This is a genomic window from Brucella sp. (genome assembly GCF_032066345.1).
GTDB classification, from domain to species: domain Bacteria; phylum Pseudomonadota; class Alphaproteobacteria; order Rhizobiales; family Rhizobiaceae; genus Brucella; species Brucella pseudogrignonensis.
On sequence record NZ_DAMBKZ010000006.1, the window covers coordinates 74,532 to 100,128 of the forward strand.

Consider the following 25,597-nt stretch of genomic DNA (forward strand, 5'->3'; position numbering starts at 1 on the left):
TGACGCTCCACTTGCCTCGCTACAGAACTCAAATCTATGTCTCGCCCCGCAAGCTTCTCAATGGCTGAGGTCACAAGATCACGTGCCACATACTCAGATTTGTGCCCTATGCCTTTGATCACCAAAAGCTCTGACCGTGCTATTGGGGATAATGAGTCGTCTGAACGCCTATTTCGTTACTAGACCAGTTCCCGTTGAGCATTACACCAACAACCATGAACATAGAAAGATTATGCTTAGTAAATGCACTAAGGGGCGGGAAAGAGAAAAGAATTGTGATAATGCGCGTATGGCGGAATTTATTTTAAATAGCCATAAAGATGAATAACGCAACGAATATAAAGAATATTATTATTAAATATTGGCTCTTTAATATTTTTTCTTATTTCGGTATTATTTTCATTATAATTGATAGTATGAGTTATAGATAATTATAAATTTTTCTAATAATATTGACAAAATTGTGTCCGATCCTAGGTTGACATTTACCCCTTCTGTGTCCCAGTTCTGCGAAAGACAATGCTAGCCAAATTTATTATCAATCCGCCTGTTTTTTTTGGTTCGATAATTATAATAGGATTATTCTTGGCAGTCGGTGTAATCGTTCCAGATCAAGCCGCTGAAATTTTTGCTGCGTTGCAAACCAGTATTCTTTTGAATTTTGGTTGGTTCTACCTTTTGGTCGTAGGAATTTTTCTTGCCAGCGTTTTGCTGCTTAGTTTGGGGCGATATGGTCGCCTTAAATTAGGACCTGATGACTCTACTCCAGACTTTAGCTTTATGTCGTGGATCGCGATGCTGTTTGCTGCCGGTATGGGCATCGGATTGATGTATTATGCTGTTGGCGAGCCAGTGTCCCATTTCATGGCCCCGCCAACAGCTGAACCGCGCTCGATTGAAGCGACACGACAAGCAATGGCTGTGACTTTTTTTCATTGGGGGATTCACGCGTGGGCGATCTATGCGGTTGTGGGTCTGTCACTTGCGTATTTTGGCTATCGCTACAATCTTCCTCTAACGATCCGATCAGGCCTTTATCCTCTGTTGAAGGAACGGATTAACGGCCCTGTTGGTCACGCTGTTGATATTTTTGCGATTGTCGGAACAATGTTCGGTATTGCAACCTCTCTTGGACTTGGCGTCTCACAAATTAATGCCGGGCTGAATTATCTCACCGGAGTTCCCATTGGGTTAGAGGTTCAGCTTCCGCTGATATTGGTTATCACCGGCCTTGCGACCATATCCGTCGTCACAGGACTTGATAAAGGCGTTCGCATTTTATCAGAAGTGAACCTTCTGATAGCAATTTTGCTTATGCTGTTTGTCCTCGTTGTGGGCCCAACAGCACAGCTTTTTCGCGATTTTGTTCAGAATATCGGTCTTTATCTGGATTCCTTAGTACTGAGAACGTTCAATATATATGCCTACCAGCCCACACCATGGATTGATGACTGGACACTTTTCTATTGGGCTTGGTGGATTTCCTGGTCACCTTTTGTCGGCATGTTCATCGCTCGTATTTCGAGAGGTCGCACCGTACGTGAATTTGTTACAGCTGTTTTGTTTATTCCAGCTGGCTTCACATTTTTCTGGATGACGGTTTTTGGAAACTCTGCGATCCTGATTGACACAACTATCGCCAATGGGAAGTTGGGAGCCGAGATAGCTGCTGACGTGTCGGTTGGTCTGTTCCATTTCTTTGAATACCTGCCCTGGACGACATTGACCTCAACGCTTGCCGTCCTCCTGGTAGCGATTTTCTTTATTACATCTTCCGACTCAGGGTCGTTGGTTGTGGATTCTATTGCTGCGGGGGGCGAGACTGAAACGACCACCGCTCAACGGGTTTTCTGGTGCGCGCTTGAAGGTATCGTGGCTGCCAGTCTGCTTGTTGCCGGTGGATTGGGTGCCCTTCAATCGGTGACGATCGCAAGTGCACTTCCGTTTTCCATCGTCATACTCGTTCTTGTTTGGTCACTTTTCAAAGGCATGCGAGCCGATCTTGCCCAGCAAGTCGCACATGCGGGAATTCCAAATGCGCCAACGGCACAGCCAGCAGCAGGTCTGACCTGGCAGCGCAGATTGGGGTTAATGCTGCATGCGCCTTCCGAACGTGAAGTGCTAACTTTTGTCGAAGGTCCGGCGATGAAGGCACTTTCCGAAGTTGCGTCAGAACTCAACAATCGTGGACGCGACACGGTTGTGGTGTCGGAAGACAACGGTTCGATAGCGCTGCGCTCCTCTGCAGAGGGTGTTCGTGACTTCATTTACGGAATAATGCCCGCCTCACACCAGATTCCGGCTTTCTCGACTATGGCCGTGGGAAAACCGGAATTTCGCTTTGAAGCCAGAACGTATTTTTCAAGCGGCGGTCGGGGCTATGATGTCATGGGCATGACGAAAGAACAATTGATCTCGGATGTACTGGTCCAGTTTGAGCGTTATCTGGCATTGGTTCACACACCAGAAACGCAATTGGTCCATAGCGCACCGGAGCATTCAGCCGACATGTGATGATCGGCCCACCAAATTCAAAATGCTCGCAATTGAGATAGGAATAATGGAACAAAAAGCGACCGAAATCTTTGAAAATACTAATCAATTTCTGTTCCAGACATCAGATCTGCTTTTGCGCTATTCTCTATCGACACTCGGTGCAATTTTGATCCTTTGCGCAGGATGGATATTAGCTGGAACACTTCAACGCTGGGCAGTAACGTCACTATCAAACATCCGTGGGCTTGATAAAACAATCTCAAAATTTTTTGGCGGAGTGATCCGCTATGGAATACTTGCTATTGTTCTTGTGATGGTTCTGGGCCAGTTCGGCGTCCAGACCGCCTCAATACTTGCGGCACTGGGAGCAATCGGTCTCGCCATTGGCCTCGCCTTGCAAGGAACGCTTCAGAATATTGCAGCTGGCATTATGCTTCTGGTTCTTCGGCCGTTTCGAGTTGGAGAGTTTATAAGCGCAGGCAGTGTGGTGGGTACTGTTGAAGAGATAGGCCTGTTTACGACCGAGCTTAAATCTTACGACGGCCTATACATTATGGTTCCAAATTCTACTCTTTGGAACACCTCTGTTACCAATTACAGTCGCCTCAAAGCGCGGATGCACGACTTCAAGGTTAGCATAGGATACGATGACAGCATCGATGACGCTTTCAAAATAATTGAGAACATTGTTTCGTCACAAGTGGGCGTTCGGGCGGATCCTAAAGCGGCATTTTTCGTCGATGAGCTCGGCGATAGTGCAATTATTTTGTGCTATCGCTATTGGGTTGACAGCAACAATTATTGGGATGTGGTTCGCAACACGACCAGATCAGTGAAAACGTCCTTTGATGCAGCCGGAATAAAAATACCGTATCAGCAGGTGACCTATCATATGAAAGCTCAAAATTAGATTTTCATGTATCATCCTTATTAATGGCCATGCGCCGATTGGATGGTGCTCTAGGCGGCACTGTTATCGGTGCGCATCTGTCGTGTGCAGCATGACAAAAAATCAAAACTGGCAAATCGCGTAATTGCTCTCGGAATCAGAAGCCACCTCAGTCAGACCGGACAACGCTTCAATAAGTTACATATGATCTTTGTCGATTAAATATTTAATAATCACAATTATTTCGATATAAATAATCTCGTGACGAGCACATAAATGTCTGACCGTTTTTAATCAATGTGCAAAATGAAATGATAAATGAAAGTTGAAATGATGAAAACAGGTAAATTTGGTAAAATTATATCTTTGAATGTATTGATATTATCGTCATTATACTCGAATGCATTTGCGAGCTATGGCTTTTATGTTGGAAAAAATCTGACTGAAGACGGATCTGTATTGATAGGTGGTACAGGTGAGGAAGTTTCGGGGCATTGGTTGACTGTTGTGCCAGCTAAAAAGCATCCCGAAGGTGCGACAATATCGGTAGGAGCAACTGACAAGGCCTATATGCCAGGCAAACTCATTGAAATCCCTCAGGTTCCTGAGACTTTCAAATACATAAACATGAATTATAGCGATTTCGAAGGCTTTCCCGCACCGCTGACCAATGGCGGTTTGAACGAGCACGGCGTGGCGTTACGGGATATCTGGTCGAACTCACGCGACGAACTGGTTGAAATGACACCAAACCCGCAAACGGGTCCACAATACAGCGATCTGGCCCGTATTGCTTTGGAGCGTGCTAAAACGGCGCGTGAAGCCGTCGAGATTATCGGCGATCTTATCAATAAGCATGGTTATACCACCTACGGCGGTAACTCGCATCTGATTGCCGATAAGAATGAAGGTTGGGTAGTACTGCAATTCGCAGGCGGCAAAGGCTTATGGGTCGCTGAACGCTTAGGTCCAGATGATGTGCGCGTTTCATATCCTGGCTATATTGGCGATATTCCAGCCGACATCACTGGCAACAACGACTACCTGGCTTCCCCGAATTTTTATGATTTCGCCATCGAGCAGGGTTGGTGGAAACGTGATGGCGATAAACCGTTTAACGTGCATGCCGTCTATAGCGAACAAGACCGCCCGATGCGAACCGGTCAAAAGCACTGGACAATTGAAACCGTGGAAAAAGAACTCCACGATATGGCGCCGGTCACACTGAAAAAAATGATGAAACTGGTCCGTGATCCGCGTGTATCAACTGAGCGTTCCGGTTACGGTGAAGTCGCTCAGCTGCGTGATACATCGCATTCAGGTTTGAATCTGCTATGGGTTGCACCAACAGGTTCTGTTACCGCGCCGTTTGTGCCCTATCATATTGGGATCGATAAGGTCATCCCTGAGTATGGCATTCACAGATACCTTTTCCGTGATGCAGGCTCCACCTTCCTAAATGCTGAATATCAGTCGCAGGAAGCGACACAGTTTGCGGGACGTTTGTTTAAGCGAATTATGTACCATGCGTGCGCAAACCCAGAAACATTCATGCCTGAAATTACACAAGCCCTTGAAGCCTTCGAAGCTAAACAGATCGATGACATTCCTGAAGTTCAGGCGACAGCTGACATCCTTTACAAGGCCGAAAAGCCGGAGCTGGCTTCCAGATATCTGACGGATTACAGCGTGCGTCAGTCAGAACGAGCATTAGGCCTTGGTGAAGCCCTGCTTGCGTCAATCGAAGCGCGTTCGAAACTCCTCTACGGCATTGAAACCGCTGAAGGCACAGCGATCAATGCCGAGGGGACTGACATGCCATGCCGTAAAAAGTAAATTCCACTCACCAAAATAAATACCCTCAAGTTGATGCACGGACCTTTTTGACGGTTCGTGCATTCTTAGCTCTCGTCAAAAGTCGGACGATTGGTCTCAACATCTGGGTCAGATCTAATTGTCAGCTTTTTACGCGGTCGTTAGTTTCACTCTCTCAGATCAACGCGTACCGCAATGCGAAAACACAGAATTTGGATACAGGAAAGATTGTAAAGCCGGCCAAAATCATGGTTCCAGATGACAACGGATTTGCGTAATGTGAAGGAGGACGGAAGGCTAACGCATTCATAAAGGCAGTGAGTATCTGACTTTAAAAACAAAAGCGTAACGAGAGCGGGGTCGTCATCGCTGGCGAACGTGACCCCATCCGATCTCAGATTGAAGTTCAAGATTACGCTAGGACGCCACGGATGGGGAGCCAAAAGTGGCAGGCGTATATCATTCTGACTTTATCGCCTTGATCGCTAAGTGAAGCGTGGTTCCCCATACCAGTAAGGCAACGAAGCTAAATCCCGCTCCGAGTATTGACACACCGAGCCATTCGGCTTGGGCATAGGCCGCTGTAACTCCTTCACCTGAGCCTGAAACGCCCGGTATTCCGAGGCAGGGACAACCTACTCTTCGGTTGCCGTTGCAACCAATGCACCCTGTGAGGCAAGTTTGCGCCACGCGAACAGCTGGTTAGGCGCAATGCCATGGCGACCGGCGACCAGACTGACCGTCGCGTCCGTCTCGTAGGTTTCGTGGACAATCGCAAGCTTCTCCGCTGTACTCCAGCGTCGACGCCGCTCAGGGCCGGAAAGAATTTCCATCTTAATGCTATTACCAGTCATAATGTGAACAGTGTCCTATCACTTATTTAAGTGGCAGAAACTGTCCGGCCAATTAGGGGACTATTCCAGTTGGAAAGGGTTGGCGCCAATATTCTTGACTGGAAATCGGTACGTCGGCCAATGATTGGGACGAGTGGATCGTATCGCTCCAAGGCGGAAAATGAAGTGACTTGGCGCACACAGAAATTTTCTATAGACTATGTAATTCATATGCATTACAACTAAGCTTTAAGTTGGAGAAACTTATGGCTTCTAACGCACTCGTTCAAACTCGCATTGATGCAGAAGTTAGAGATCGTGCCTCTGCGGTTCTGGAAAGTATGGGTCTTACGGTGTCGGACGTAGTTCGTATCTTACTCACACGGACGGCGAACGAGGGGGCACTACCGCTCGAACTTATATCAGGCAGCGAAGCGCACGATGCTTGGTTTCGCAGCAAGGTTCTTGAAGCGCTTCACGACACGCGACCCGACGTGCCGGATGATGAAGTCACAGCTCATTTCGAAAGACGGCGGGCGGCAGCGCGCCTTAAAGCAGCGGCGCTCAAGTCCTGAAGCTCACCTGGTCTGCATTTGCGTTATCAGATCGAGACGCCATCTTCACTTTCATTGAGGCGGAGAATCCCTCATCTGCAATCATGGTCGACGAACGAATAGTCGCGGCTGCTCGTCGCCTAGTTGATTTTCCGGCGAGTGGTCGGGTTGGCAGAATTGCCGGGACGCGGGAGCTGGTGATAAACGGCACCCCATACGTCGCGGCTTATGCTGTAACACAATCGGCTGTTCGTATCCTCCGCGTACTTCATGGCGCACGGGAATGGCCAGACATGATTCCTACCAGCTAAGCTTCAAACTTTATTTATGGGATCAACGGGGCACCAATCCGCTTATCTCCAAGATAGACGGGCGATATTGCCGTTGAGGAGGGGCAATCATCAAGAATCTTGACTGGTCATCAATGTTGTCAGCCAGCTAAATAACTGAGCGGTAGCGTTCAATACCCGTGAAACGCCATATCGAGAGCGGATACGATCTCGTCATGCGAATCGGAGAGGTTCGTTACTGGGTTCTTTAATGCCGACACCGGGATTGCCGCCATGAACTGTGTAACTAACACATACTCCTCTCCTTCAATCTCGAAGCCCGGATTGAGTCGTTTGGCTGGGATTGGGGCCAGCGCTTTAACAATGAGAGGGATAACAATACGTGTTTTCAGATCATCCAGTAGGTCAGCCTGTACGTCGAGCACATAGCCGCCACCCGGATTGGAGTAAACGTCATATCTTGGCATTAGAATTGTCGATAATGTTCAAGAGGTAAGCCATTTGCTTCGACGTAAGCATTAGAACTTTGCATTGCTGGACGATTTTCTTCTTTCCAAAGTGCTGACTTGGCAGCAGCTAGCGCCTGCGCAATTCCAATCTCGGCTGCACGCGAAATATTTATCTTAAGTCGACGCGCTTCAGAAAGAAGCTCATTATCGATTGAAAGATTGGTTGCGCGCTTTAAGGTCCGGGCAGATTCCAGTTGTGGCATAAGACATGCTCCTTTGGTGGATCACTATATGCGCATAAATATGCGCATTCAACCGGTATCTGTATGTAACTCGTAGGCAGATAATGACTCCCGAGTGGTCGCCCTCATGTGCATGGTCACTGTGTCAGGATGTATCGCTCGCCGTTCCCATGAAGACGTGAGGTTGCTCGATATAGGAACAACCGCGCGATCTGGATGGCTGCAAAATACACGAAATTCTGACTGGCATCTGTGTGAAGGCAACGGCGTGTGCTTGGCTTGGTGCCAAACTTCATGTTCTTGACATGAAATCAGAAAAACCAACGCGCTACCCAACTGCTCGGCTTACTGCTTTTGTCGTCAGCGCGCGCTAGTGAAGCTCTGTCGCGTTTTTATGAATGTTTTATTGGTGTAAGCTTTGATCAGCGGAGCGAGGCCCCGAGATTCCGCGTAGAGCCACTGCCGAAACTTCTTGTTCGTGAATGCAATTTGTCGCCAATTCACCACCTTTCCGAAGAATACAAACTTGGATCTAATCCAATTTTCAGCGATATGGAATCCTTCGTGGATTTCCCTTTTTAGATGATAGAAGATGGCCAGACGCCAGTCGTGACCCGTCCCGGACCACTGCGCAGGCACCAGAGGAGCAGGCCATTTTCGATGCAGAAAGGAAGCTCTATGGCATTCTTGGCGTCTGGAAAACTGATCCGCTGCCAGTAAAAATACAAAACGGCGCCACAGACAGAGCAATGGGATCGAGCCGGTCCCTCAGCCGCAAACTCAGGACCTGGTGGCGGGCATCGAAATCGTTGCAGCCCTATCGGGTGCGGTGACCGGGACGCTCGCCACGGCATTCGTCAGCCAGTCCAGTCAAAGCTACACAACGACGATCTTCGGCGATGTCGATGATGGGGATAATTGATATGATAAACAGAACTCCTCTCATCCTCACCGTTCTGATCATCCTCTATTTTTTCTCGTCAGATCGGTCGTCAGAAGTGCCACTTGGCAAAAATTTGGCCATCGGATGATCGATACGGTATCCTTGCTCGTGGCGGGCGCCGAAATGCCGCCGGAGCAGAGCCACCCTTTCGCGCCGCGCTGTGCCAGACACGGGCGGGCCTGTCGGATATCATTGCCAACGGCGCGAGGCGAAGGCTTCGGCGGCGACTTTTTTTTGGGACAAGCTAACGTCGATAGGGATGCGCAATTCGCAGCCTTGCACGACGCTTGCATGGCCGATCTGGCCATACGTGAAGCGATCGAGAAACGGGCGGTTGCCTTTGTACCCGATTTGCCACTGGAAGACCGGTCCCGGCTGGCAGAGGCGATCGACGACCGGGTCCGCAGAGCTATGGACAGGAGCGGATGGTCAGATAACCAATTCTTCCCGTTACCTTTTTCGCTACCGTTGTGCCGGAAACTCGAGTTTGCGAATGTCGTAGCCGAGTTGGCTCGCCTTGCGCACCATCGTTTTCAGTTTCGCCTTGGACGGTACGTTGCGCGCGTAAATCCAGAGGTCGGTCATGCCCGGATTTGCGCTGATGAACCATGATTTGTCCGGCGACTTGTAGAGCACCCAGTAATTGAACGTGATGAGAAGCGGATAGCGAACCCGCATTTTAGCGTTGGTCGATCCGAGATCGAGGATACGGCCCGTTCCCTCGACGGTTTTCAAGCGGCCTTTTGGAGTGTCCACATGACATCCGTCTTCCACCGCGATTTCGCCCCATTTCTTGCCCGGCCTGTATGTCGAATATCCGGCGACGCAACCATCGGTCAGCCACATTGGTGTCCGACCAATTTCAAGCCAGGTCCCGCGATAATGGTCCATGCCGACGGCAACCGGCTTAGGCTCGGCCCATGCCGGTGTCGAAGAGCCGGAAAAGGCCATGAACACCAGTGCCGCGACATTGATCGTCTTGAAAACTCTCTGCATGCTTCCCTCCTGTTTCTTTTTCTTTGAGACCCTGACGGTCCTAACTCTCATCCGGGCTTGTCGGTTCGCGATCTCTTGCGATCCCGGAATAGCGCAGGGCGACGAACGCCATCAGACTGGCGACGGCAAATGCGTTGAGATTGAAGAGCGTGTAGAGCTCTGTGTCGGCCCACACATGCAATGGCGGCCCGATAAAACTGCGTGAGAAGATAAAGACCATGAATACCAGTCCCGCCAATCCTCGCTGCCACCATTTCTCGTCGGGACGAAATGCGAGCGCTACCAGCATGATACAAGCCGCGAAGAATAGTTCCGTGCCTGAGCCAGGACCGAATAGCTTAGTCTCGAACAATGTGTCGAAGGTTCCAACCAGCGGCAACGCTACCCGAGCCGCAAGCGGGAACCGGCGCGCAATGAATGGAATGGCGAGAAAAAGCGGCGCCGACAGCAAGGTGCAAAGCGACGCCGCCACGCCATTGCCTACCAGGTACCAGACATAGAGCGGATAGAATGGCTTGTTCAGCGCAACCACCCAGGCGATCGTGACCGTCGCCTGGGTCAGTGGGTCTGACTGAATACCCTTGTTGGACATCATGCAGTCGGCGCCAGTAGATAATGGCCGACGCCCCAGACATCGCCGTTCTCGTGACCGAACAGGCCAGCGGTCGCGAGAAAGAACAGCCGCCAGCGGCGCTGCCACAGCGAGGCGTCCTTGCCATAGACGGCCGTTAAGATCGGCTGGATCCGGTCGATCTCACGATCGAAATTGGCGAGCCAATCAAGAGCTGTGCGCCGATAATGCGTGCCGGACCAGCGCCATTCCAGCTCAACCTGGAAGAGGTCGCCGAAGCGATGCGGCAGGTCGTGTGCCGGCATGATGCCGCCCGTGAAGAAATGGTGGGCGATCCAGTCGGCCGGATCATCCTGATCGAAGCGATAGGACCGATCCTTATGGGTGAAGACATGCAGGAAAAGCCTGCCGTCCGGCTTCACCCAACCGCGCACGCGCTCCAGAAGCGTTCGCCAGTTCGACATATGCTCGAACATTTCGACGGAGACGACACGGTCAAACCGATCCCCTGTCGTGAAGTCATTCATGTCGGCGGTGATGACGTCCAGGTTCATCAGGCCGTCTTTCTGAGCAATGTCGAGGATGTAGGCGCGCTGCGACGTCGAATTCGACACCGAGACGATGCGGGAGCTCGGAAAATTTCGTGCAAGATAAAGCGAAAGCGAACCCCATCCGCAGCCCAGTTCAAGGATCGTCATGCCATCGGTGATGGCTGCGTGCTGCACGGTTTCTGCAAGCGCGGCAGTCTCAGCTTCGCCGAGCGTCATATCGGTCGTAGGATAGAGACAACAGGAATATTTGCGCTGCGGTCCCAGCGCCAGTGCGAAAAAGTCGGCCGGCATCTCGTAGTGCTGGCGGTTTGCTTCATCGGTATGGGTTGCGACCGGAAAGCTTCCCATCGTTTCGACGAACTGCCTTTCCGCGTATGCGGTTGTTTCCGCAAGCCGCCGCTTGGTGCGACCGCAGAGGAAATCGATCCCGGCGAGCGTCATGCCGTCGGTGAGAGGGGCACGCTCGGCGGTGTTGATGGCGAAGGCCAGCATGTTCATGGCTGATATCCTTGATTTTTGAGGTCGGATTTGCGGGGGGCCGGGAAAGTATGCGTTGACGTGCCGTTTAAGGGCGCGAAACTGTTCGCCGCGCGAACGAAGCATGTGTTCTTCAAGCGGCGAGATGCCCGAGACATGCACCAGCAACCAATACATGAGGAGCGCCGCCAGAAACGCCAGCCAGCTCCAGATCGGCGCCGCAAGAGCGAGAAGCGGCCAGCAGCACCATAATAGCCACTCTAAAAAGCAGTTCGGGTGACTGGAATAGCGCCATAGGCCGACCTCACAGACAGATGTTTTCGCCTGCGGGGTCTTGCGAAACCGTGCGCGCTGCGCGTCCGCTACGGCTTCGCCGCCCAGCGCAACGAGCGCGACCGCGATCGCAAGTCCATCGATCGTCCGCGGGAAGGCAACATTGTTGGCCGCCGCGAGATAAACGGCGAGGACCAAAATGAATGCGACAAGTGCCTGGATCTGGAGAAACATGAACAATTTTGAAGATGCGCCCGTGCCCCATTCCTCGATGAGCCTGGCGTAGCGGGGATCTTCACCGCCCCCTCCAGTCCGCACGCTGATATGGCCGCCGAGCCGGATCGCCCAGGCTCCGATGCCGACCGCCGCGGACCAAATCGTGTCGATCCCGCCGCTCTGGCCCTTATAGCGCTGTATGGCACAGGCGCTCGCCATGGCGAGCGACACCCAGATTGCAATGATGATCAGAAGCGAGATGTTCATATGGCTTTCCATGCGCCTTTCTGCTCGCGCATCTGTCTGGCGGTGCACCTGCATGAAGGTGATCTGCCATCAACAACGGAAAGCGGGAGGCCTTAGTTTCGGCTTGAGCAAAAAAACTTTCGGAATTTGTCTTCCCGAAGTGAAACTCTTTCGGGTCGGCTGTCGTAACTGGGATCGTTAGGCCACGAAAAAAATGCCGAGGTATTTGGATTTGATGGGACATTACCCTCGAAACGCAGGCAAGAGACGTTTGAATATAGCAATTATTGGCAGTGGAATTTCGGGGCTGTCGGCGGCGTGGTTGCTCTCACAGTCGCATGATGTGACCGTTTTCGAGGCGTCAGACCGGATCGGTGGCCACAGCAATACAGTTGAGTTCGAAAGCGCGACCGGCCCGGTTGCCGTCGATACCGGCTTTATCGTCTACAACGAGGTCACCTATCCCAACCTGACCGCCCTTTTTCACGCCCTCGATGTACCGACGGCGGCTTCGAACATGTCATTCGCGGTCTCGCTGAATGACGGGGCCTTTGAGTATTCCGGCGGCACGGGCTTCGGTCTTCTCGCCCAGAAATCCAATCTCACCAATCCGCGTTTCTGGTCGATAATGCGCGACCTCCTGCGTTTCTACAGGACTGCGCCGCGCGACCTGGCGATCATGGGCGACATGTCGCTCGACGACTATTTGAATCGCAACTTCTATGGTCGCGCGTTTCGCGACGATCACCTCTATCCGATGGCGGCGGCGATCTGGTCGACCCCGGCGACGCAGGTCGGCGCCTATCCCGCAGCCCATTTTGTAAAATTCTGCTGCAATCATGGCCTGCTCGAACTGTGGAACCGTCCGGTCTGGCGAACGGTGAAGGGTGGTAGCCGCGAATATGTGGCGCGGATGAAGTGCCGTTTTGCTGACAGAATCCGGCTTTCGACGACGGTAAAGGCTATCCGCAGGACTGAGGGACGGGTGGAACTGAGCGACACGCATGGTGTGAGCCACGTGTTCGACGATGTCGTGATCGCGACTCATGCCGATCAGGCGCTCCGCATACTTGCCGATGCGAGCGATGACGAGCGGCGCGTGCTCGGCTGCTTCGGTTATACGCGCAACGAGGCAGTGCTTCATGGCGATACCGCGCTGATGCCGAAACGCCATGCCGCATGGTCGAGCTGGAACTACGTGGCCGATAACAGGTGCGGCGCATGCGACGAGCCGGTCCAGCCGTCAATCACCTACTGGATGAACAAGCTGCAGCCGCTCGGCACGGCGCCCCCGACATTTGTCACGCTCAACCCGCAACATGCGCCGCGTGAGGAAACCGTGATTAGCCGTGAAATCTACGAGCATCCGGTCTTCAATCTCGCCACGGACAGGGCGCAACAGGAGATCTGGTCGCTCCAAGGCGTGCGCAATACATGGTTCTGTGGTGCGCATTTCGGCTCGGGATTCCACGAGGACGGCATTCAGGCGGGGCTGGCCGTCGCCGAAGATCTCGGCGGTCTGCGCCGGCCCTGGCAGGTCGCACAGGAAAGCGCCCGGATCGTTCGCAAACCGCTCGTGAGACCTCATAATCTGCCGGTCGGACTGGAGGTGACGGTATGAGCGCCACACTTCAATCTGCTCTTGTCCCCAGTCATGTGACGCATGCGCGGCCGAGGCCTAAGGAGCAAAAGCTCGCTTATCGAATCTATTCGCTGTTGATCGATATCGACGAACTTGAGATCCTCGATCGCCGGCTGGGATTGTTTTCGGTCGATCGCTTCAACCTCTTTTCGTTCTTTTTCAAAGATCCTGGCGATCGTTCCGGCGCCAACCTTCGTATGCAGGTGGAGAGCTTGATGAGCGCTGTCGGCGTCGAACCGGATGGCGGACCGATCCGTCTTCTCACCATGCCAAGGTTGTTGGACTGGGCATTCAACCCGCTCAGCGTCTTCTTTTGCCATGGCCGATACGGCGAATTGCGCGCAATCCTCGGGGAAGTCGACAATACCTTCGGCGAGCGGCATGCCTACATGATCCCGTTCGAGGAGCGTTCCGGCGACGAGATCGTCCAGCATTGCGACAAGGAATTCTACGTATCGCCCTTCATGGACATGAACCTTCGCTTCACGTTCCGTGTCTCAGCCCCGAAGGGTAGGCTGGCAAGTCGCATCGAAACCTACGACTGCGAAGGCCTGGTGCTTACGGCCGCGAACCTGGGGAATCGGACGGAAGTGACCGACGCTGCTCTTTTGCGGGCATTCTTCACGATCCCCTTGCTGACGCTGCGTGTCGTCGGTGGCATTCACTGGGAAGCTCTCAAGATCTGGCTGAAGGGCGTTCGCCTGAGGATGCGCCCACATCTTCTCGAAGATCCGTTTTCCCATGTCCGCAGATCGAAGGGCGACAGTGAAACATCATTCAGGAAGGCAGAATTGCATGAGCCAGCTTGACGATTTCCCGGGGATCCCGACGGGCCTGCCCTCGGAGAACGAAGATCTCGGTTTTGGCGGCCGGCTGATGAAACGCCTGATTGGCCGCCTTCGTCATGGGCGTCTGAAGGTCATATTGCCATCCGGTGCCGTGGTGGAGGCGGGCGGATCTGAGCCCGGACCGGACGCTGTCATCGTGTTGCGCCGTTGGCGGATGCTGCGTCGTGTGCTGACGTCCGGCGATATTGGCTTCGCCGAAGGGTTTTTGCAGGAAGACTGGACGACGCCGGACCTGACGGCCGTCATCCGGCTCGCGGCTTTAAACGGCGAATCGTTGGCGCCGGCGATCGACGGAAACGGCCTCATGCGGCTGATGAACCGGATTGGCCATATCCTGAATGCCAATTCGAAACGCGGCAGCCGTCGTAATATCGAAGCTCATTACGACTTGGGCAATGATTTCTACAAGGAGTGGCTCGACTCTTCCATGCTCTATTCCTCGGCGATCTTCGACAAGACGACGCCGACCCTGGAGGCGGCACAGCGCAAGAGGCTCGACCGCATCCGCGAAAAGCTTGCGCTGTCAGGCGGCGAACGCGTGCTGGAAATCGGCTGCGGCTGGGGCGCTTTGGCCTCCGACCTCGCCGTCAATTCCCAGGCCGATGTAGTCGGCATTACGTTGTCGCCTTCGCAACTCGCCTGGGCGAAAGACGTCGTCACAAAGGCTGGCAAATCTGATAAGGTCGATCTGCGTCTTCAGGACTATCGCGACACCGACGGCCAATTCGACCGCATCGTCTCGATTGAGATGTTCGAGGCGGTGGGCGAGGCCTATTGGCCAAGCTATTTCGAGACCCTGAAGCGCTGCATGAAACCGGATGGCCGTGCCGTCCTCCAGATCATTTCCATCGAGGAGCGACGTTTCGAAAGCTATCGCGGCAGCATCGACTTTATCCAAAAATACGTCTTTCCCGGCGGCTTCCTGCCGTCCGACAAGGCGCTCGAGGCCGCGGTGAGTGCCGCCGAACTGAAGCTCGTCAACGTCGAACATTTCGGAAAGTCCTACGCGCGAACGCTGCGAGAATGGCGGGCGCGGTTTCATGCACGCTGGCCGGTTATTGCCGCACTCGGTTTCGACGAGCGATTCAAGAGGCTCTGGCACTACTACCTCTGTTACTGCGAGGCAGGGTTTGAGGACGGAAGCATCGATGTCGGCCTCTACACGATCCAGCATTTGTAACTCACTTCGAAAAGGAGACGCCAACATGATGAAGATAATGTTAGCCACGGCGGCTGCGTCACTCACGGCTTTTTCGGTTTGTGCTGTAGCCCATGCCGTCGATATCGACGGCCAGTGGGCGAGAGGCGACGGCAATGCAAAGGTTCGCATTGCGTCCTGTGGATCGGATATCTGCGCAATAAACACCTGGATCAAGCCAGGTACGCCAAAGGAAAAGAAGGGCGACAAGCTGGTCATGAGCATCAAACGGGGCGCCGATGGCGTCTACTCCGGCACGGCCTTCGACCCGCAGCGTGACATGAGCTACAAGCTGACGGTGACGGTGAATGGAGACAAGATGACCACGAGAGGGTGCATCGTGGCCGGACTTCTGTGCAAGGCCATCGATTGGACCCGGATCAACTGAGTGTGGAGGACCGAGCGATGAAGGAGGTTTGCGTGAAGCGTATTTTTGTTTCCTATGTCGCGACGCTTGTCGTCTTCGCCGCGATCGACTTCGTGTGGATGAGCACTATGGCGGGCAGGCTCTATCAGCCGGTTATAGACAATATGCTGATTGCGGATTTCAGGCGGGCGCCGGCCGTCGCCTATTATCTTCTTTGTGTTATCGGGCTGACGATCGCTGATCTCGCCTGGGGGACGATCCTCTCCGCAATGGCCGCCGCAACCAGCTGCTTGATCGCGATGCGCGTTTTTGGACGCGGCGAGAGTCCATTATTGGGAGCATCCAGATGATCGATGGTCGTCGCCTCTCGAATACATCGCTCGACCGAGATCGGCCAGCGCCGAGATTTATTGCCACCGCCTCCTTGCCTTTTAAATTCGGTGAACTCTATATAAGGTCGGTGGCGAGGTATTCCCGAATGCAAACTAATGACATCGCAGATTTGATCAATCGGGTTGCCATCGGAGATCGAGCCGCATTTGCGTCTCTCTATCAGGCAACCAATCCGAGACTATTTGCGATCTGTCTTCGGATCCTCAGACATCGGCCGGACGCAGAAGAAGCGCTTCAGGAAGTCTATATCAAGGTCTGGCAACGAGCGAAGACCTTTGCCACCGGTTCGGGTTCACCATCCACCTGGCTTTCGGCGATTGCCCGCAATCACGCCATCGATGTTATCCGTGCCCGTAAACCCGTCACCAATGATATTGACGAGGCTTACGATCTGGCCGACGAGACGATCTCCACGCCCGAACAGCATATGGTGCTGGCGGATGAAGGCCGCCGCATCGACAACTGCATGCGCGAACTGGATGCCATCCATGCCGGAGCCGTGAGGCGAGCTTATGTCGAAGGGCTGAGCTATCTCGAATTGGCCGACGACCTGAATGTTCCGCTGAACACGGTCAGAACGTGGCTGCGCCGAAGCTTGTTGAAGCTCAGGGAGTGCATGCAGCGATGACACCGGGCGATCACATCGAAGACGGCGGACGGGCACAGGACGAAGTAATTGCTGGCGAATATGTGCTGGGTGTCCTGTCGGCAGAAGCGCGCCAACGTGTGGATCAGCGGATGAAGAGCGACCAGAATTTCTCGCTGCTTGTCCAACGCTGGCAGTCGAACTTCTCCTCGTTCGATGAGGATTATCAGCAGGCGACGCCAGGAGCGGCTGTGTTTGCACAGATCGAAGGGCGGCTGTTCGGTGCGCCGCAATCGACCGCCGCGACCGGGCTCTGGGACGCCGCAAGCTTCTGGCGCTGGGTATCGCTCGCCACTTCGTTCGTGGCGGTCGCGGCATTGGTATATGCGTCCGGCGTATTTCAGCCGTCCTCGTCGCGCGGCCTGGTCGTGGCGCAGCTTTCGGCACCCGACAATCGAGTCAATCTGCTGGCTTCGTTCGACGCGTCCAGTGGACGGCTCAGGATCGTCCCCGTCGCGGCTGGCAGAGCACAGGAAAAATCGCTGCAGCTCTGGTTCGTGCCGGGTAGCGGCAATCCGCAGTCGCTTGGCGTCTTCGAGCCGAATGCCGACGGCGAGTTGCTGATTCCGGCCGATCTGCGACAGACAATTGGCGCCGGTGCTACGCTCGCTGTCAGTCTCGAACCCTTCGGAGGGTCGCGCACCGGGCTTCCCACAGGTCCAATTGTCGCCAGCGGCACGGCGCGGCAGCTCTAGGATATGCTGATACGAATTCTTTGCCTGTTTGCGGCGCTACTAATGGCTGGTTCCTTCGCGCTCTTTGCTCCTTTAGCAGTTGCTGCGCCGAAACAAGGAGCGGAGCCGGTACGTATCAATGTCGGCGGCTTCAAGCTCAATAGCGTCTTGGATGAGCCGGGCAGGAGAGGAGACCTTCCGCCTATCGTCTTCATTCATGGCGCCAGCGCCAGTCTTTACGACCCGATGTTTTCGTTTCGCGCGAAACTGCAGGGGCGGGCGAAGCTGCTCTTCGTCGATCGCCCGGGTCACGGCAAATCCGACATCGGCGGCGAGCAAAATGTTTTGCCCGATGGCCAAGCGGACGCTATAGCCGTGCTGATGAAGAAGCGTGGCATCACGCGCGCGATCATCGTCGGGCATTCCTTCGGAGGGGCTATTGCCGCATCCTTTGCGGTTCGTTATCCGAATATGGTTTCTGGTCTCGTCTTCCTGTCTCCGGCGGTCTATCCGTGGAATGGCGGGATTGCCTGGTACTACGAAGCTGCAAGTTCCCCGGTCACAGGCGCGCTGTTCAGCACCCTGATCGTGCCGCCGATCGGCATTGTGGCGATCAATCGCGCGACGAAAGGTGTCTTCGCGCCGAACCCGGTTCCGCGAGGCTATCTCGAACAGACCAGAGCGAGGCAGGCGCTGCGGCCGGTCGCGTTTCGGCACAATGCAAGGGAGGTTGCCGCTTTGAGCTCCTGGGCCAAAACCGCGTCGGCAAACTACCGCAAAATCAAAGCACCGACGGTGATCATAACAGGTGACACGGACAAGATCGTGGCACCGGAGGTCCACTCCCGGCATCTTGCCCGAGATATTCGCGGCGCAAGCCTGATCGTCGTCCACAATCTCGGACACAAGTCGGACTTCGTGGCCAGCGACCTGGCAATCGCAGCGATTGAAACTGTTGCTGGCCGAAAGGCTAATCTGATTGGCATGAAGCGGGATGTCGAGCGGCGGATCGCGAATGATGGCAAGCATTGATGGCAGGGTTGATGTATGGCAGCGGCGGTGCCGTTGGGTATTGTCCGCGTTTTATGGCCTGGCGGGCATTCTACATATCGTCCTACCTAAACCCTTTCTCGTCATTACACCTGCCTGGGTTCCCGAGCCGGAGACAGTCATTTTCCTGACAGGCCTGTGTGAAATCGCTGGCGCGGCCGGACTTCTGGTGCCGCGGTTGCGCAAAGCTGCCGCTATTGGCCTGGCGCTCTATGCCGTCTGCGTATTCCCCGCCAATATCAAGCATGCAATCGACGGACTGGGGGACGCAACTGCCTCACTGTGGCAATGCCTCTATCATCTGGTCCGTCTGCCTTTGCAACCTCCTCTGGTATGGGTGGCGGTGTTTGCTGGAAACCTACTCGTCTGGCCATTCCGGCGAGCCAAGACATAGCTTCGCGATCGTCAGAAGAAAATTCGCAAATATTTATTGCTTCGGCTGAAACTCTTTTTCTCACGTGCTCGTCTCTTCTTGCGTCACCCAAAGGGGACGGCCTGGGAGGCGCGAATCCGCGCCGAGGCGTTCAGAGGAAGAGGAAACCATCATGTTCAAGTCCGCACTTCGCGCCGTTGCAGTTGCAGCGCTCGTATCCGGCACGGCAGCCGTCGCCTATGCCGCCAATCCGGAAGTCGGTGGTGCCGCCATGTACGAAAACAAGAACATCGTTGAAAACGCGATGAACTCCAAGGACCACACGACGCTCGTCGCCGCTGTGAAAGCCGCTGGCCTTGTCGAAACGCTTCAGGGCAAAGGCCCCTTCACCGTTTTCGCGCCAACAAATGAAGCCTTCGACGCACTGCCCAAAGGCACCGTCGACACCCTCTTGAAGCCGGAAAACAAGGCACAACTCGTCAAGGTTCTCACCTGCCACGTTGTTGCCGCTGATGCCATGTCCAAGACCATCGAAAAGATGATCAAGGATGACAAGGGTATCCATGACGTAAAGACCTTGGGGGGCTGCATCCTGAAAGCTAAGGAAAGCATGGGCAAAATCACGCTGACCGACGAAATGGGCGGCGTCGCCCATGTCACGATCGCTGACGTCAAGCAGTCCAACGGCGTCATCCATGTCGTCGACAGGGTGCTTCTGCCGAAGATGTAGTGTGAGGCTATTACACCATGCAAAGGGCCGGCGACCAAAGGGTGTCGGCCTTTGTTATGAGCATTGATGCGGTTCGAAGTCTCGGCAATGCGATGAAACTGACCTCCCACCTTCAGAGGCCACATCAAGCGGTTGGCCGGGCTCTGTCATCTGCTAAAGGACCGTCGCGATTGAAGAGATTGCCGCGACCGGTTCCAACTGCGCCTTCACTTTGTCGAGGATAGTCGTGGCGGTCTGGACGATTGTTTGCGCCAACTCCTGAACATAGATCGGTGTCATGTTGCCCTTGGCTGAGACATCGAGGACATTCGAGATACGTGCGCGATCAATGGCTGCCCGATTGTCAGGGTAGTGCCAGTCATCGGTGCTGCCTCGGAAATATCATGCGACTGAGGCGCACGTGTGGGTTCCGGCGCAACAATTGTTGTGCGCGCGTCCGGTGGATGGGCGACGGTAGAGAGGCTTTAGCACTTGGGCATGCGAATATTGTGGGCTATCGCCGAAATGGCTTGAAGTGACGCATCAAGCTGCGCAGTCGTGTCGTCGCGACCATGACCGCCATAGTCCAACTCAGGCGTTTTGAACCGGAATGGGCCCGGTATCAAATCGGCCTTTTTCCATTTTCTGCCTCATCCAAAATCTGATGATCCACTTTCCTTGCTACAAGACTCAAATCTATGTTTCTCCTTGTAAGCTTCGACCGAAGTTCGCGCAAGACGGCTGGCAAAAGAGATAGCGCTGTCAGAGTTTTATGGGCCCAAAGGCATGCGGCCGTTGATCCGCGGATGCCGATACTCGACGTTCGTTGTTGCAGGGCCATTAGTTACAGCTGACCTAAGTTCTGCTCTCAATTTGGCAAAGCTACCCCCAGTGTACCAAGCAGGTTCATTAAGTATGTCTTGACTGGCAATCAGAAACAGGGTCATGGCCACAAAATTTGCCCTGTTTACTATTTAGCGACGCATTGCATAACCCGGGATATTGTTGGGAAGGCCTCGAAGTCTAAATTGAAGACGTCACATCTCTTGCCAAAAATAATATCGCGGCTGAGGTGCATCGCAAGTTGCGGGCGTTGGAAGGCAGTCCATGGCCTCGCAGATCAGGAGCCACAGCTATATTAGTAATGTAACGGGACGGATGCTGATAGGTACCCCAAACACAACCGGTCAGAATGGTCGGCGTATATTCGATATTCGCGATCAGCGTACACCGGTCCTTTCGGCAAGGAGAGCTTCTAGCCACTCGGCGGACACAGGTGCAAGCTTACGATCTCGGAGCTTGTTCTTGAACCATTCCTGCAACCACGACCAATCGCCGGCAACGCACTCGCGAAGCTTCATTCTTTCACAATGCCCGCCAGAGGCGGCATTGTCAGTGCGTCTCGCAATGGGTGGAGAGAGCCTAACCACTTCAGGTTCACAACCCGCACGAAGCGGGGAGATAGAGGCCGTCAACGAAGGTCTCGATGAAGCGGACATCGACTTCTTCCCGCGGAAGTTGAAATTGCTAGCGTTCTGTTGCAGAAAGATCTGACCTCGGCAAGTATGCCATCAAACGCTATCTTCAGGAATCCACAATGAGTTTGCAGACCGGGGAATCGCATGGGACAGTTTAAGCTTGTTTATCAGAGTTATCCACTCGACCTTCCAGTCGAAGAGCCACGCATCACCTTGCGAGCCTCAAGTGGATCTTGGCCTGGTCAGGAGCTGGAGGACTACGTCGTGCTAGATTTGGAAGTGAAATCTCCGAAATTCTTCTTCGATCCCAACAATGACCCCGAGGATGACGTCTCCCAGTGGTTGAACCCGGGTCTGGATACACAGTGGCTCAAAATACCGTTGAAGCACTTCGAGAACCGTGACTATCGCAGCTTCCAGGAAATCCGGGCGGACTTCCAGGGCGAAGGAACTCAAAACGCTTTGACGAGTGAGGATTGGTGGGAAGCCCCAGGTCTTATCACCACCTACAGCGATGAGTTTTTCGCTCGTGCAGAAATTTCCATCCTTCACGACGGTGGTGACATGTTTTCAGTTCAGCTTTCAGGCACCACTCAGTTCGCCACTGCCTTTGACATAGCCTTTAGTGCTCCCCTGACCGTCAAGCTGATCGGCTACCGCAACTCGGCCACCACAGATGATCTTTCAAGTTGGTTCAACCGCTTTCTCAGAAAAGACGACTTCATTTTCACACCGCTGCAGCGAGGTGAAGACCTCTATCTCAATGGTGCGGTCAAGTAACAGCCGCGCTAATCGCGCTGAATGCTTCGAGAATGATTGAAGCAGATCCATAGATCACGTGAAGATCGAAACGGGATTGTCAGGCGTCCGGAGTTTTGAGAGGGTCTGCGGAAGTATTGCGATAAACGCTGTCAAAGATGTATGGTGCAATATAGTGGATACGCTGTTTGATGATGCGCTCGATGAAAAGCGCCTTCTGCGCCCTACATTCCTTCTGGCACGCGGGCTCGAATCTCGGGTATTCCCTGATGTTCTCGATAGGGCCGCGTTTCTTGCCTTAGCAAAGACTGCTGGAATCCCCGGAGGGTCCGTCTTGTTGCATCATGCCGAGTTCGGCAAGCAGCCGGAGAAAACCATCAGCATCGATCCGGTTTGCGCATGGGACAGTCTTTTTCAAGTTTTTCATGAGGACGTCATTCTGGAGTTCTCAACAAGTCCACTTTTTGTTTGGCTGCCCGCTGGCGAGCGTTTCCACGTTGTGTTCGGGAGCAAGGAGATGATCGCCCATTTCGACAATATGCGGGATCAGGCCGACTCGTTTTCCGCATTCGTTGACGCGTCGCGCTTGACCGAGAAAGGCAAGCAGTTTCTGCTCCAAGCCTATGAGCGATACACGATCTGATGTTGCCGGTTCCAGCGTGCATTGGGACATTCACGTCGATAACCGCCTGCGTTCGAGTATCCTCGGTGCAGCCAGATCAACGGAGTGAAAGATGACAGCAGCGTACCAATTGCGGGCAGTTTTTCCAGCGGCCATGCTGTCGATAGGTTTGGCTATTAATGTTGCATCGGCCGAATCTGGAAACGATCAGGGCCGGGACTGGATCGTCAGCGGGACTGAGCTGATCAAGGCGCTCGAAGGAAAGTCCGATGATGCCGCTCTGCAGAGTGAGGCTGGCCGTATCTCGTCGGGCGCTCGCGGTAGTGCTTATATAGCTGGGGTGGCTGATGCTACCAGCGGGACGGGTTGGTGTGGGGCCGGATCGGTTCTCCCCCATGAGCTTACAGATCGCGTATACACGCATCTTCGAAGCGTCACGCCGGAGCGTCTTACAAGGAAAGCATCGACATTGGTGATTGAGACGCTGGCTGCTATTTATCCCTGCCCTGCGAATTAAAGAGGCGTTTTCGAGTTATGCTATTATTGGAATTCCTGATTTTTTCAGCCGCGTTTGTGGCGGTCGTTCTTCTGGCTGTTCACCAAATTGTCTCGCAGATCAAGGAGTACCGATTTTATAAGAGTAACGGCGGTGATTTTTCCGTCGATAGCGCCGCGGACAATCTGAAGCTTGATGAGCGCGTTTACATCAATGCTCTCGGCCTCACGAATTGGCAGCGTTTCTATCTATTTCGTCCGTTTTACATCGTGCTGCTTATAGCGTTCGCCGGCATGATGATCTTCTCTTTATTCTGACGGATATGATAATAGTCCGCTCCTGACAGCCGTCTTTCAGCATTCGCAAAAGTCCTGCTGCCCCCGAAAACGCGGCTCCAGAAAATTTGATTAGAGGATAATCCTACGGCGTCGTCTATTCGCCTGCCACCCTCCTGATGACTTAAAATTGCAGTAAGCCTCTTGCGCCCGCGGGACCGCCTATACATGAAGCTCTCGCGATGAATTGTAATGGCGCATGTACTCAGGGCAAATGTTGCGATGCCGATGAAAGGGAAGACCACCGCAATGACTGTGTTAGGAACGAAGGCATGTAATGATCATGAACGCGACCGCCCCCAGAAGGCCGCGGCCGGTCGCCCCGCGGCGCGCGAAGTCTTGTCCAGCAACCATGCCACGATCGGCAGGGCAAAAGCTGTGGGAAGCGGCGGCACAGTGATCGCGTAGGCCGCGAACGCCTCCGAGTGGCCCACGGGAACGAAGCAGACGGCCATACCGGATATCGCAGCAATATTGGCAAAGCCGAAGGCCAGTTCCATGAGCACCAGAATGCGCGCGACGCGGAAAAGTGCAGCAATGCGCCTGCCTGCGCGCGTTCTGGCACGGTTCGAGTGCTGCCGTTAAAAATTGTGCAGGCAATGCCAATCAATGCAATGCAGCAGACACCACCGCAAAGGCAGAACCATCAGTAGTGCCAGAAAAGGAGTTTTCAGCGGACCGGCTGCAAATCCCGCAAACATGCCAGCTCCGAAGAAGCCGGAAATACGTCCGCGTATGCGTTGGGGGGACGCCGTGTTCAGCCATGCTCCGTCCAGCATCGGGAACAGGCTCGCACAAAAGCCGATAGCGAAACGGGCAATGAACCAGACCGGCAAACTGTCGGTCATGGCGAGCGCGGCAAGGCCTATAGAGCAGCCTAACAAGGCCGCGGCGATCACGCGGTTTTCCCCGACCCTTGCGGTGAGTTGATCTATTGTCATAACAGACACCATCGCGCTGGCCGCGTAAGCGGCGGCATTCAGACCGATCAGACTTCCGGTAACGCCCTTTGCCTCAAGCCAAGGGAAGGAGCGGAAAGGTGCGACCCTGAGCGACTGCAAAGGCGGTCCCGCGCTCAATATGAGTCTGTCGGCAAAAGCCGCAATGCACCGCCCAAAGTCGCTGTATAGAGAACCGCGTCCAACCTTAAAAAAGACTTCGACCCGAAGTACAACAGTGCTAGTTCGTTGTAACTTGCCTCTTTCGGCGTGATACCATCCATAGTCCGAACAAAGCGCCAAAACCACCCACCAAAGCAAGCTCTATGGAAGTGGAATGCATATTCAATGCCATGATGGAAGTCCCAGCGCCCAATATGCAAATCAGCACGCCAATTATGCGAGCCCTGACAGTGCCATAAAAATGCGTTTTGATGGGCGCACGTTGCCCGGGATATCTGTGCTGCCAGTCGTCGAATGCCGTCTTGAATTCGCGCAACAGGCGGTCACGGCCAGGCAGGTCAAGGGGGCTTACAAGCAATGTGGGATAGCCTGGACGCGTCAGTTTCAGGAAATCATCCGTGCCCCAGCCGGCGATTTCAGCAAAAGCGATGGGTGCTCGACGCGAAAATTGCAAACCATCCGACATTACCTTGATCCGGTTGTGCGTCGGAAAAGCCTTGAACGCAATGAGTGGTGGAACCACTAATGCAACCAGTGCAAGCACACCCGCGAGGATAATTGGCCCACGGCTTAAAATAACGAAAAGGAAGCATCCGGCGCTTGTTATGATTGAAAAAGGAGCGGCAAGCTGGTGCCATCGCGTATAGACTGAGGCTTGAATAGACTCATCGTCGCCCATCGAATTGCCTTTTCCGTTAGAAAAAATTTTCACGATTTTTGGAATGCGCTCTGTTGCTCTCGATATCTAACCTGCAGTAGCTTTAGCAGATATTATCAATCGAACCCTTCACAAAGACTCGCTCAAAACGCCTCTGGGGACGGAAATGTTGCTTATTCTGGACTATCCGGGGGGGGGCTTAAAACTTGTGCGAAGCGCATCGAGGCGGCCTATAACAACTGCTATACCACAACAAATTGAGCCAAACCCGAAGGAGAGTGTGCCCAGCATCAACCTTTGAATCGAATTCGCTTCAACGATGAAAATCAAGCCGATCATCACCTGAATAAGCCCGAGTACTAATATCACAATCTTCATTCAGATAAG

29 protein-coding genes and 2 pseudogenes are annotated in these 25,597 nt (G+C 53.7%); 20 read left to right on the top strand and 11 right to left on the bottom strand.

The genetic code is table 11. From position 1 onward, the window contains the following. The first annotated feature begins 519 nt into the window (after nucleotides 1–519). The 3 genes from RT142_RS09700 (at nucleotide 520) to RT142_RS09710 (ending at nucleotide 5,221) form a co-directional block, all read left to right on the top strand. On the top strand, nucleotides 520–2,514 hold the full coding sequence (locus RT142_RS09700; RefSeq protein ID WP_064322966.1) for a BCCT family transporter: 1,995 nt from the start codon (nucleotides 520–522) through the stop codon (nucleotides 2,512–2,514). A 46-nt stretch (nucleotides 2,515–2,560) separates the two neighbouring features. Then, nucleotides 2,561–3,406 (top strand): mechanosensitive ion channel family protein, encoded by an 846-nt coding sequence (locus RT142_RS09705; protein ID WP_105520197.1) that lies wholly within the window; start codon nucleotides 2,561–2,563, stop codon nucleotides 3,404–3,406. 297 nt (nucleotides 3,407–3,703) lie between these two features. Next, nucleotides 3,704–5,221: a C69 family dipeptidase gene (locus tag RT142_RS09710; protein ID WP_007880965.1), complete on the top strand. Its 1,518-nt coding sequence runs from the start codon at nucleotides 3,704–3,706 to the stop codon at nucleotides 5,219–5,221. 545 nt (nucleotides 5,222–5,766) lie between these two features. Here RT142_RS09710 and RT142_RS09715 read toward each other — a convergent pair. After that, a pseudogene (locus RT142_RS09715) lies at nucleotides 5,767–6,054 on the bottom strand (transposase); the annotation flags it as partial. Nucleotides 6,055–6,299: 245 nt separating this feature from the next. On the opposite strand from RT142_RS09715, the gene RT142_RS09720 reads away from it, so the two are divergent. Beyond that, a complete protein-coding gene (locus RT142_RS09720) occupies nucleotides 6,300–6,608 on the top strand; it encodes a type II toxin-antitoxin system RelB/DinJ family antitoxin (RefSeq protein ID WP_064322969.1) in 309 nt (102 codons plus the stop codon). Continuing rightward, nucleotides 6,605–6,898 carry a type II toxin-antitoxin system RelE/ParE family toxin gene (locus RT142_RS09725; protein ID WP_105520198.1) on the top strand — a complete coding sequence of 98 codons (294 nt, stop codon included), beginning with the start codon at nucleotides 6,605–6,607 and terminating at the stop codon, nucleotides 6,896–6,898. Before RT142_RS09720 ends, RT142_RS09725 begins: the two co-directional genes overlap by 4 nt. 149 nt (nucleotides 6,899–7,047) lie before the next feature. On the opposite strand, the gene RT142_RS09730 is transcribed toward RT142_RS09725, so the two are convergent. Continuing rightward, nucleotides 7,048–7,344 (bottom strand): CcdB family protein, encoded by a 297-nt coding sequence (locus tag RT142_RS09730; RefSeq protein WP_007881565.1) that lies wholly within the window; start codon nucleotides 7,342–7,344, stop codon nucleotides 7,048–7,050. Next, a complete protein-coding gene (locus RT142_RS09735; RefSeq protein ID WP_007881564.1) occupies nucleotides 7,344–7,589 on the bottom strand; it encodes a type II toxin-antitoxin system CcdA family antitoxin in 246 nt (81 codons plus the stop codon). The genes RT142_RS09730 and RT142_RS09735 overlap by 1 nt, the downstream gene beginning before the upstream one ends. Nucleotides 7,590–8,358: 769 nt before the next feature. Between RT142_RS09735 and RT142_RS09740 the strand changes: the two genes are divergently transcribed. Continuing rightward, entirely contained in the window at nucleotides 8,359–8,490 is a 132-nt protein-coding gene (locus RT142_RS09740) for a hypothetical protein (RefSeq protein WP_257737028.1), read from the top strand. A gap of 483 nt (nucleotides 8,491–8,973) precedes the next feature. Here RT142_RS09740 and RT142_RS09745 read toward each other — a convergent pair whose 3' ends face one another. The 4 genes and pseudogenes from RT142_RS09745 to RT142_RS09760 form a co-directional block, all read right to left on the bottom strand. After that, nucleotides 8,974–9,507 (bottom strand): lipocalin family protein, encoded by a 534-nt coding sequence (locus RT142_RS09745; RefSeq protein WP_007881562.1) that lies wholly within the window; start codon nucleotides 9,505–9,507, stop codon nucleotides 8,974–8,976. Nucleotides 9,508–9,547: 40 nt separating this feature from the next. Then, nucleotides 9,548–10,102 (bottom strand): hypothetical protein, encoded by a 555-nt coding sequence (locus RT142_RS09750; RefSeq protein ID WP_007881561.1) that lies wholly within the window; start codon nucleotides 10,100–10,102, stop codon nucleotides 9,548–9,550. Further along, nucleotides 10,099–11,127 (bottom strand): SAM-dependent methyltransferase, encoded by a 1,029-nt coding sequence (locus tag RT142_RS09755; protein WP_171380616.1) that lies wholly within the window; start codon nucleotides 11,125–11,127, stop codon nucleotides 10,099–10,101. The genes RT142_RS09750 and RT142_RS09755 overlap by 4 nt, the downstream gene beginning before the upstream one ends. A 36-nt stretch (nucleotides 11,128–11,163) precedes the next feature. Continuing rightward, nucleotides 11,164–11,862, bottom strand: a pseudogene (locus tag RT142_RS09760) (DUF1295 domain-containing protein); the annotation flags it as partial. Between the two features lie 214 nt (nucleotides 11,863–12,076). On the opposite strand from RT142_RS09760, the gene RT142_RS09765 reads away from it, so the two are divergent. The 10 genes from RT142_RS09765 (at nucleotide 12,077) to RT142_RS09810 (ending at nucleotide 19,762) form a co-directional block, all read left to right on the top strand. Then, entirely contained in the window at nucleotides 12,077–13,462 is a 1,386-nt protein-coding gene (locus tag RT142_RS09765) for an NAD(P)/FAD-dependent oxidoreductase (protein WP_039861233.1), read from the top strand. Further along, nucleotides 13,459–14,292 carry a DUF1365 domain-containing protein gene (locus RT142_RS09770; RefSeq protein WP_064322877.1) on the top strand — a complete coding sequence of 278 codons (834 nt, stop codon included), beginning with the start codon at nucleotides 13,459–13,461 and terminating at the stop codon, nucleotides 14,290–14,292. Before RT142_RS09765 ends, RT142_RS09770 begins: the two co-directional genes overlap by 4 nt. Continuing rightward, entirely contained in the window at nucleotides 14,279–15,511 is a 1,233-nt protein-coding gene (locus tag RT142_RS09775) for an SAM-dependent methyltransferase (protein ID WP_007881557.1), read from the top strand. The genes RT142_RS09770 and RT142_RS09775 overlap by 14 nt, the downstream gene beginning before the upstream one ends. Nucleotides 15,512–15,548: 37 nt before the next feature. Next, a complete protein-coding gene (locus RT142_RS09780) occupies nucleotides 15,549–15,917 on the top strand; it encodes a DUF2147 domain-containing protein (protein ID WP_408912970.1) in 369 nt (122 codons plus the stop codon). A 32-nt stretch (nucleotides 15,918–15,949) separates the two neighbouring features. Beyond that, on the top strand, nucleotides 15,950–16,246 hold the full coding sequence (locus RT142_RS09785) for a DUF2177 family protein (protein ID WP_083898704.1): 297 nt from the start codon (nucleotides 15,950–15,952) through the stop codon (nucleotides 16,244–16,246). 128 nt (nucleotides 16,247–16,374) lie between these two features. Further along, nucleotides 16,375–16,917 carry a sigma-70 family RNA polymerase sigma factor gene (locus RT142_RS09790; protein WP_007881554.1) on the top strand — a complete coding sequence of 181 codons (543 nt, stop codon included), beginning with the start codon at nucleotides 16,375–16,377 and terminating at the stop codon, nucleotides 16,915–16,917. After that, on the top strand, nucleotides 16,914–17,630 hold the full coding sequence (locus RT142_RS09795) for an anti-sigma factor domain-containing protein (protein WP_007881552.1): 717 nt from the start codon (nucleotides 16,914–16,916) through the stop codon (nucleotides 17,628–17,630). Before RT142_RS09790 ends, RT142_RS09795 begins: the two co-directional genes overlap by 4 nt. 42 nt (nucleotides 17,631–17,672) lie before the next feature. Continuing rightward, nucleotides 17,673–18,641 carry an alpha/beta fold hydrolase gene (locus RT142_RS09800; RefSeq protein ID WP_007881545.1) on the top strand — a complete coding sequence of 323 codons (969 nt, stop codon included), beginning with the start codon at nucleotides 17,673–17,675 and terminating at the stop codon, nucleotides 18,639–18,641. 40 nt (nucleotides 18,642–18,681) lie between these two features. After that, nucleotides 18,682–19,053: a DoxX family protein gene (locus RT142_RS09805; RefSeq protein ID WP_312471148.1), complete on the top strand. Its 372-nt coding sequence runs from the start codon at nucleotides 18,682–18,684 to the stop codon at nucleotides 19,051–19,053. A gap of 151 nt (nucleotides 19,054–19,204) precedes the next feature. Beyond that, nucleotides 19,205–19,762 carry a fasciclin domain-containing protein gene (locus tag RT142_RS09810; RefSeq protein WP_007881542.1) on the top strand — a complete coding sequence of 186 codons (558 nt, stop codon included), beginning with the start codon at nucleotides 19,205–19,207 and terminating at the stop codon, nucleotides 19,760–19,762. A 153-nt stretch (nucleotides 19,763–19,915) separates the two neighbouring features. Here the strand turns inward: RT142_RS09810 and RT142_RS09815 are convergent, their stop codons facing one another. Beyond that, nucleotides 19,916–20,041 carry a hypothetical protein gene (locus RT142_RS09815; RefSeq protein WP_257737027.1) on the bottom strand — a complete coding sequence of 42 codons (126 nt, stop codon included), beginning with the start codon at nucleotides 20,039–20,041 and terminating at the stop codon, nucleotides 19,916–19,918. Nucleotides 20,042–21,363: 1,322 nt separating this feature from the next. On the opposite strand from RT142_RS09815, the gene RT142_RS09820 reads away from it, so the two are divergent. From RT142_RS09820 to RT142_RS09835, 4 genes are all read left to right on the top strand, one after another. Then, a complete protein-coding gene (locus RT142_RS09820) occupies nucleotides 21,364–21,999 on the top strand; it encodes a hypothetical protein (protein WP_313028460.1) in 636 nt (211 codons plus the stop codon). Nucleotides 22,000–22,153: 154 nt separating this feature from the next. After that, entirely contained in the window at nucleotides 22,154–22,621 is a 468-nt protein-coding gene (locus tag RT142_RS09825) for a hypothetical protein (protein ID WP_171380349.1), read from the top strand. Nucleotides 22,622–22,712: 91 nt separating this feature from the next. Further along, entirely contained in the window at nucleotides 22,713–23,117 is a 405-nt protein-coding gene (locus RT142_RS09830; RefSeq protein WP_204162561.1) for a Rap1a/Tai family immunity protein, read from the top strand. A 17-nt stretch (nucleotides 23,118–23,134) separates the two neighbouring features. Beyond that, on the top strand, nucleotides 23,135–23,413 hold the full coding sequence (locus RT142_RS09835) for a hypothetical protein (RefSeq protein ID WP_007880931.1): 279 nt from the start codon (nucleotides 23,135–23,137) through the stop codon (nucleotides 23,411–23,413). 299 nt (nucleotides 23,414–23,712) lie between these two features. Here RT142_RS09835 and RT142_RS09840 read toward each other — a convergent pair whose 3' ends face one another. The 3 genes from RT142_RS09840 to RT142_RS09850 form a co-directional block, all read right to left on the bottom strand. Next, nucleotides 23,713–23,931, bottom strand: a complete 219-nt coding sequence (locus tag RT142_RS09840) for a hypothetical protein (RefSeq protein WP_007880929.1) — start codon at nucleotides 23,929–23,931, stop codon at nucleotides 23,713–23,715. 81 nt (nucleotides 23,932–24,012) lie between these two features. Continuing rightward, nucleotides 24,013–24,492, bottom strand: a complete 480-nt coding sequence (locus RT142_RS09845) for an MFS transporter (RefSeq protein ID WP_064322867.1) — start codon at nucleotides 24,490–24,492, stop codon at nucleotides 24,013–24,015. 118 nt (nucleotides 24,493–24,610) lie between these two features. Continuing rightward, a complete protein-coding gene (locus tag RT142_RS09850; RefSeq protein WP_007880925.1) occupies nucleotides 24,611–25,231 on the bottom strand; it encodes a hypothetical protein in 621 nt (206 codons plus the stop codon). Nucleotides 25,232–25,597 lie beyond the last annotated feature (366 nt).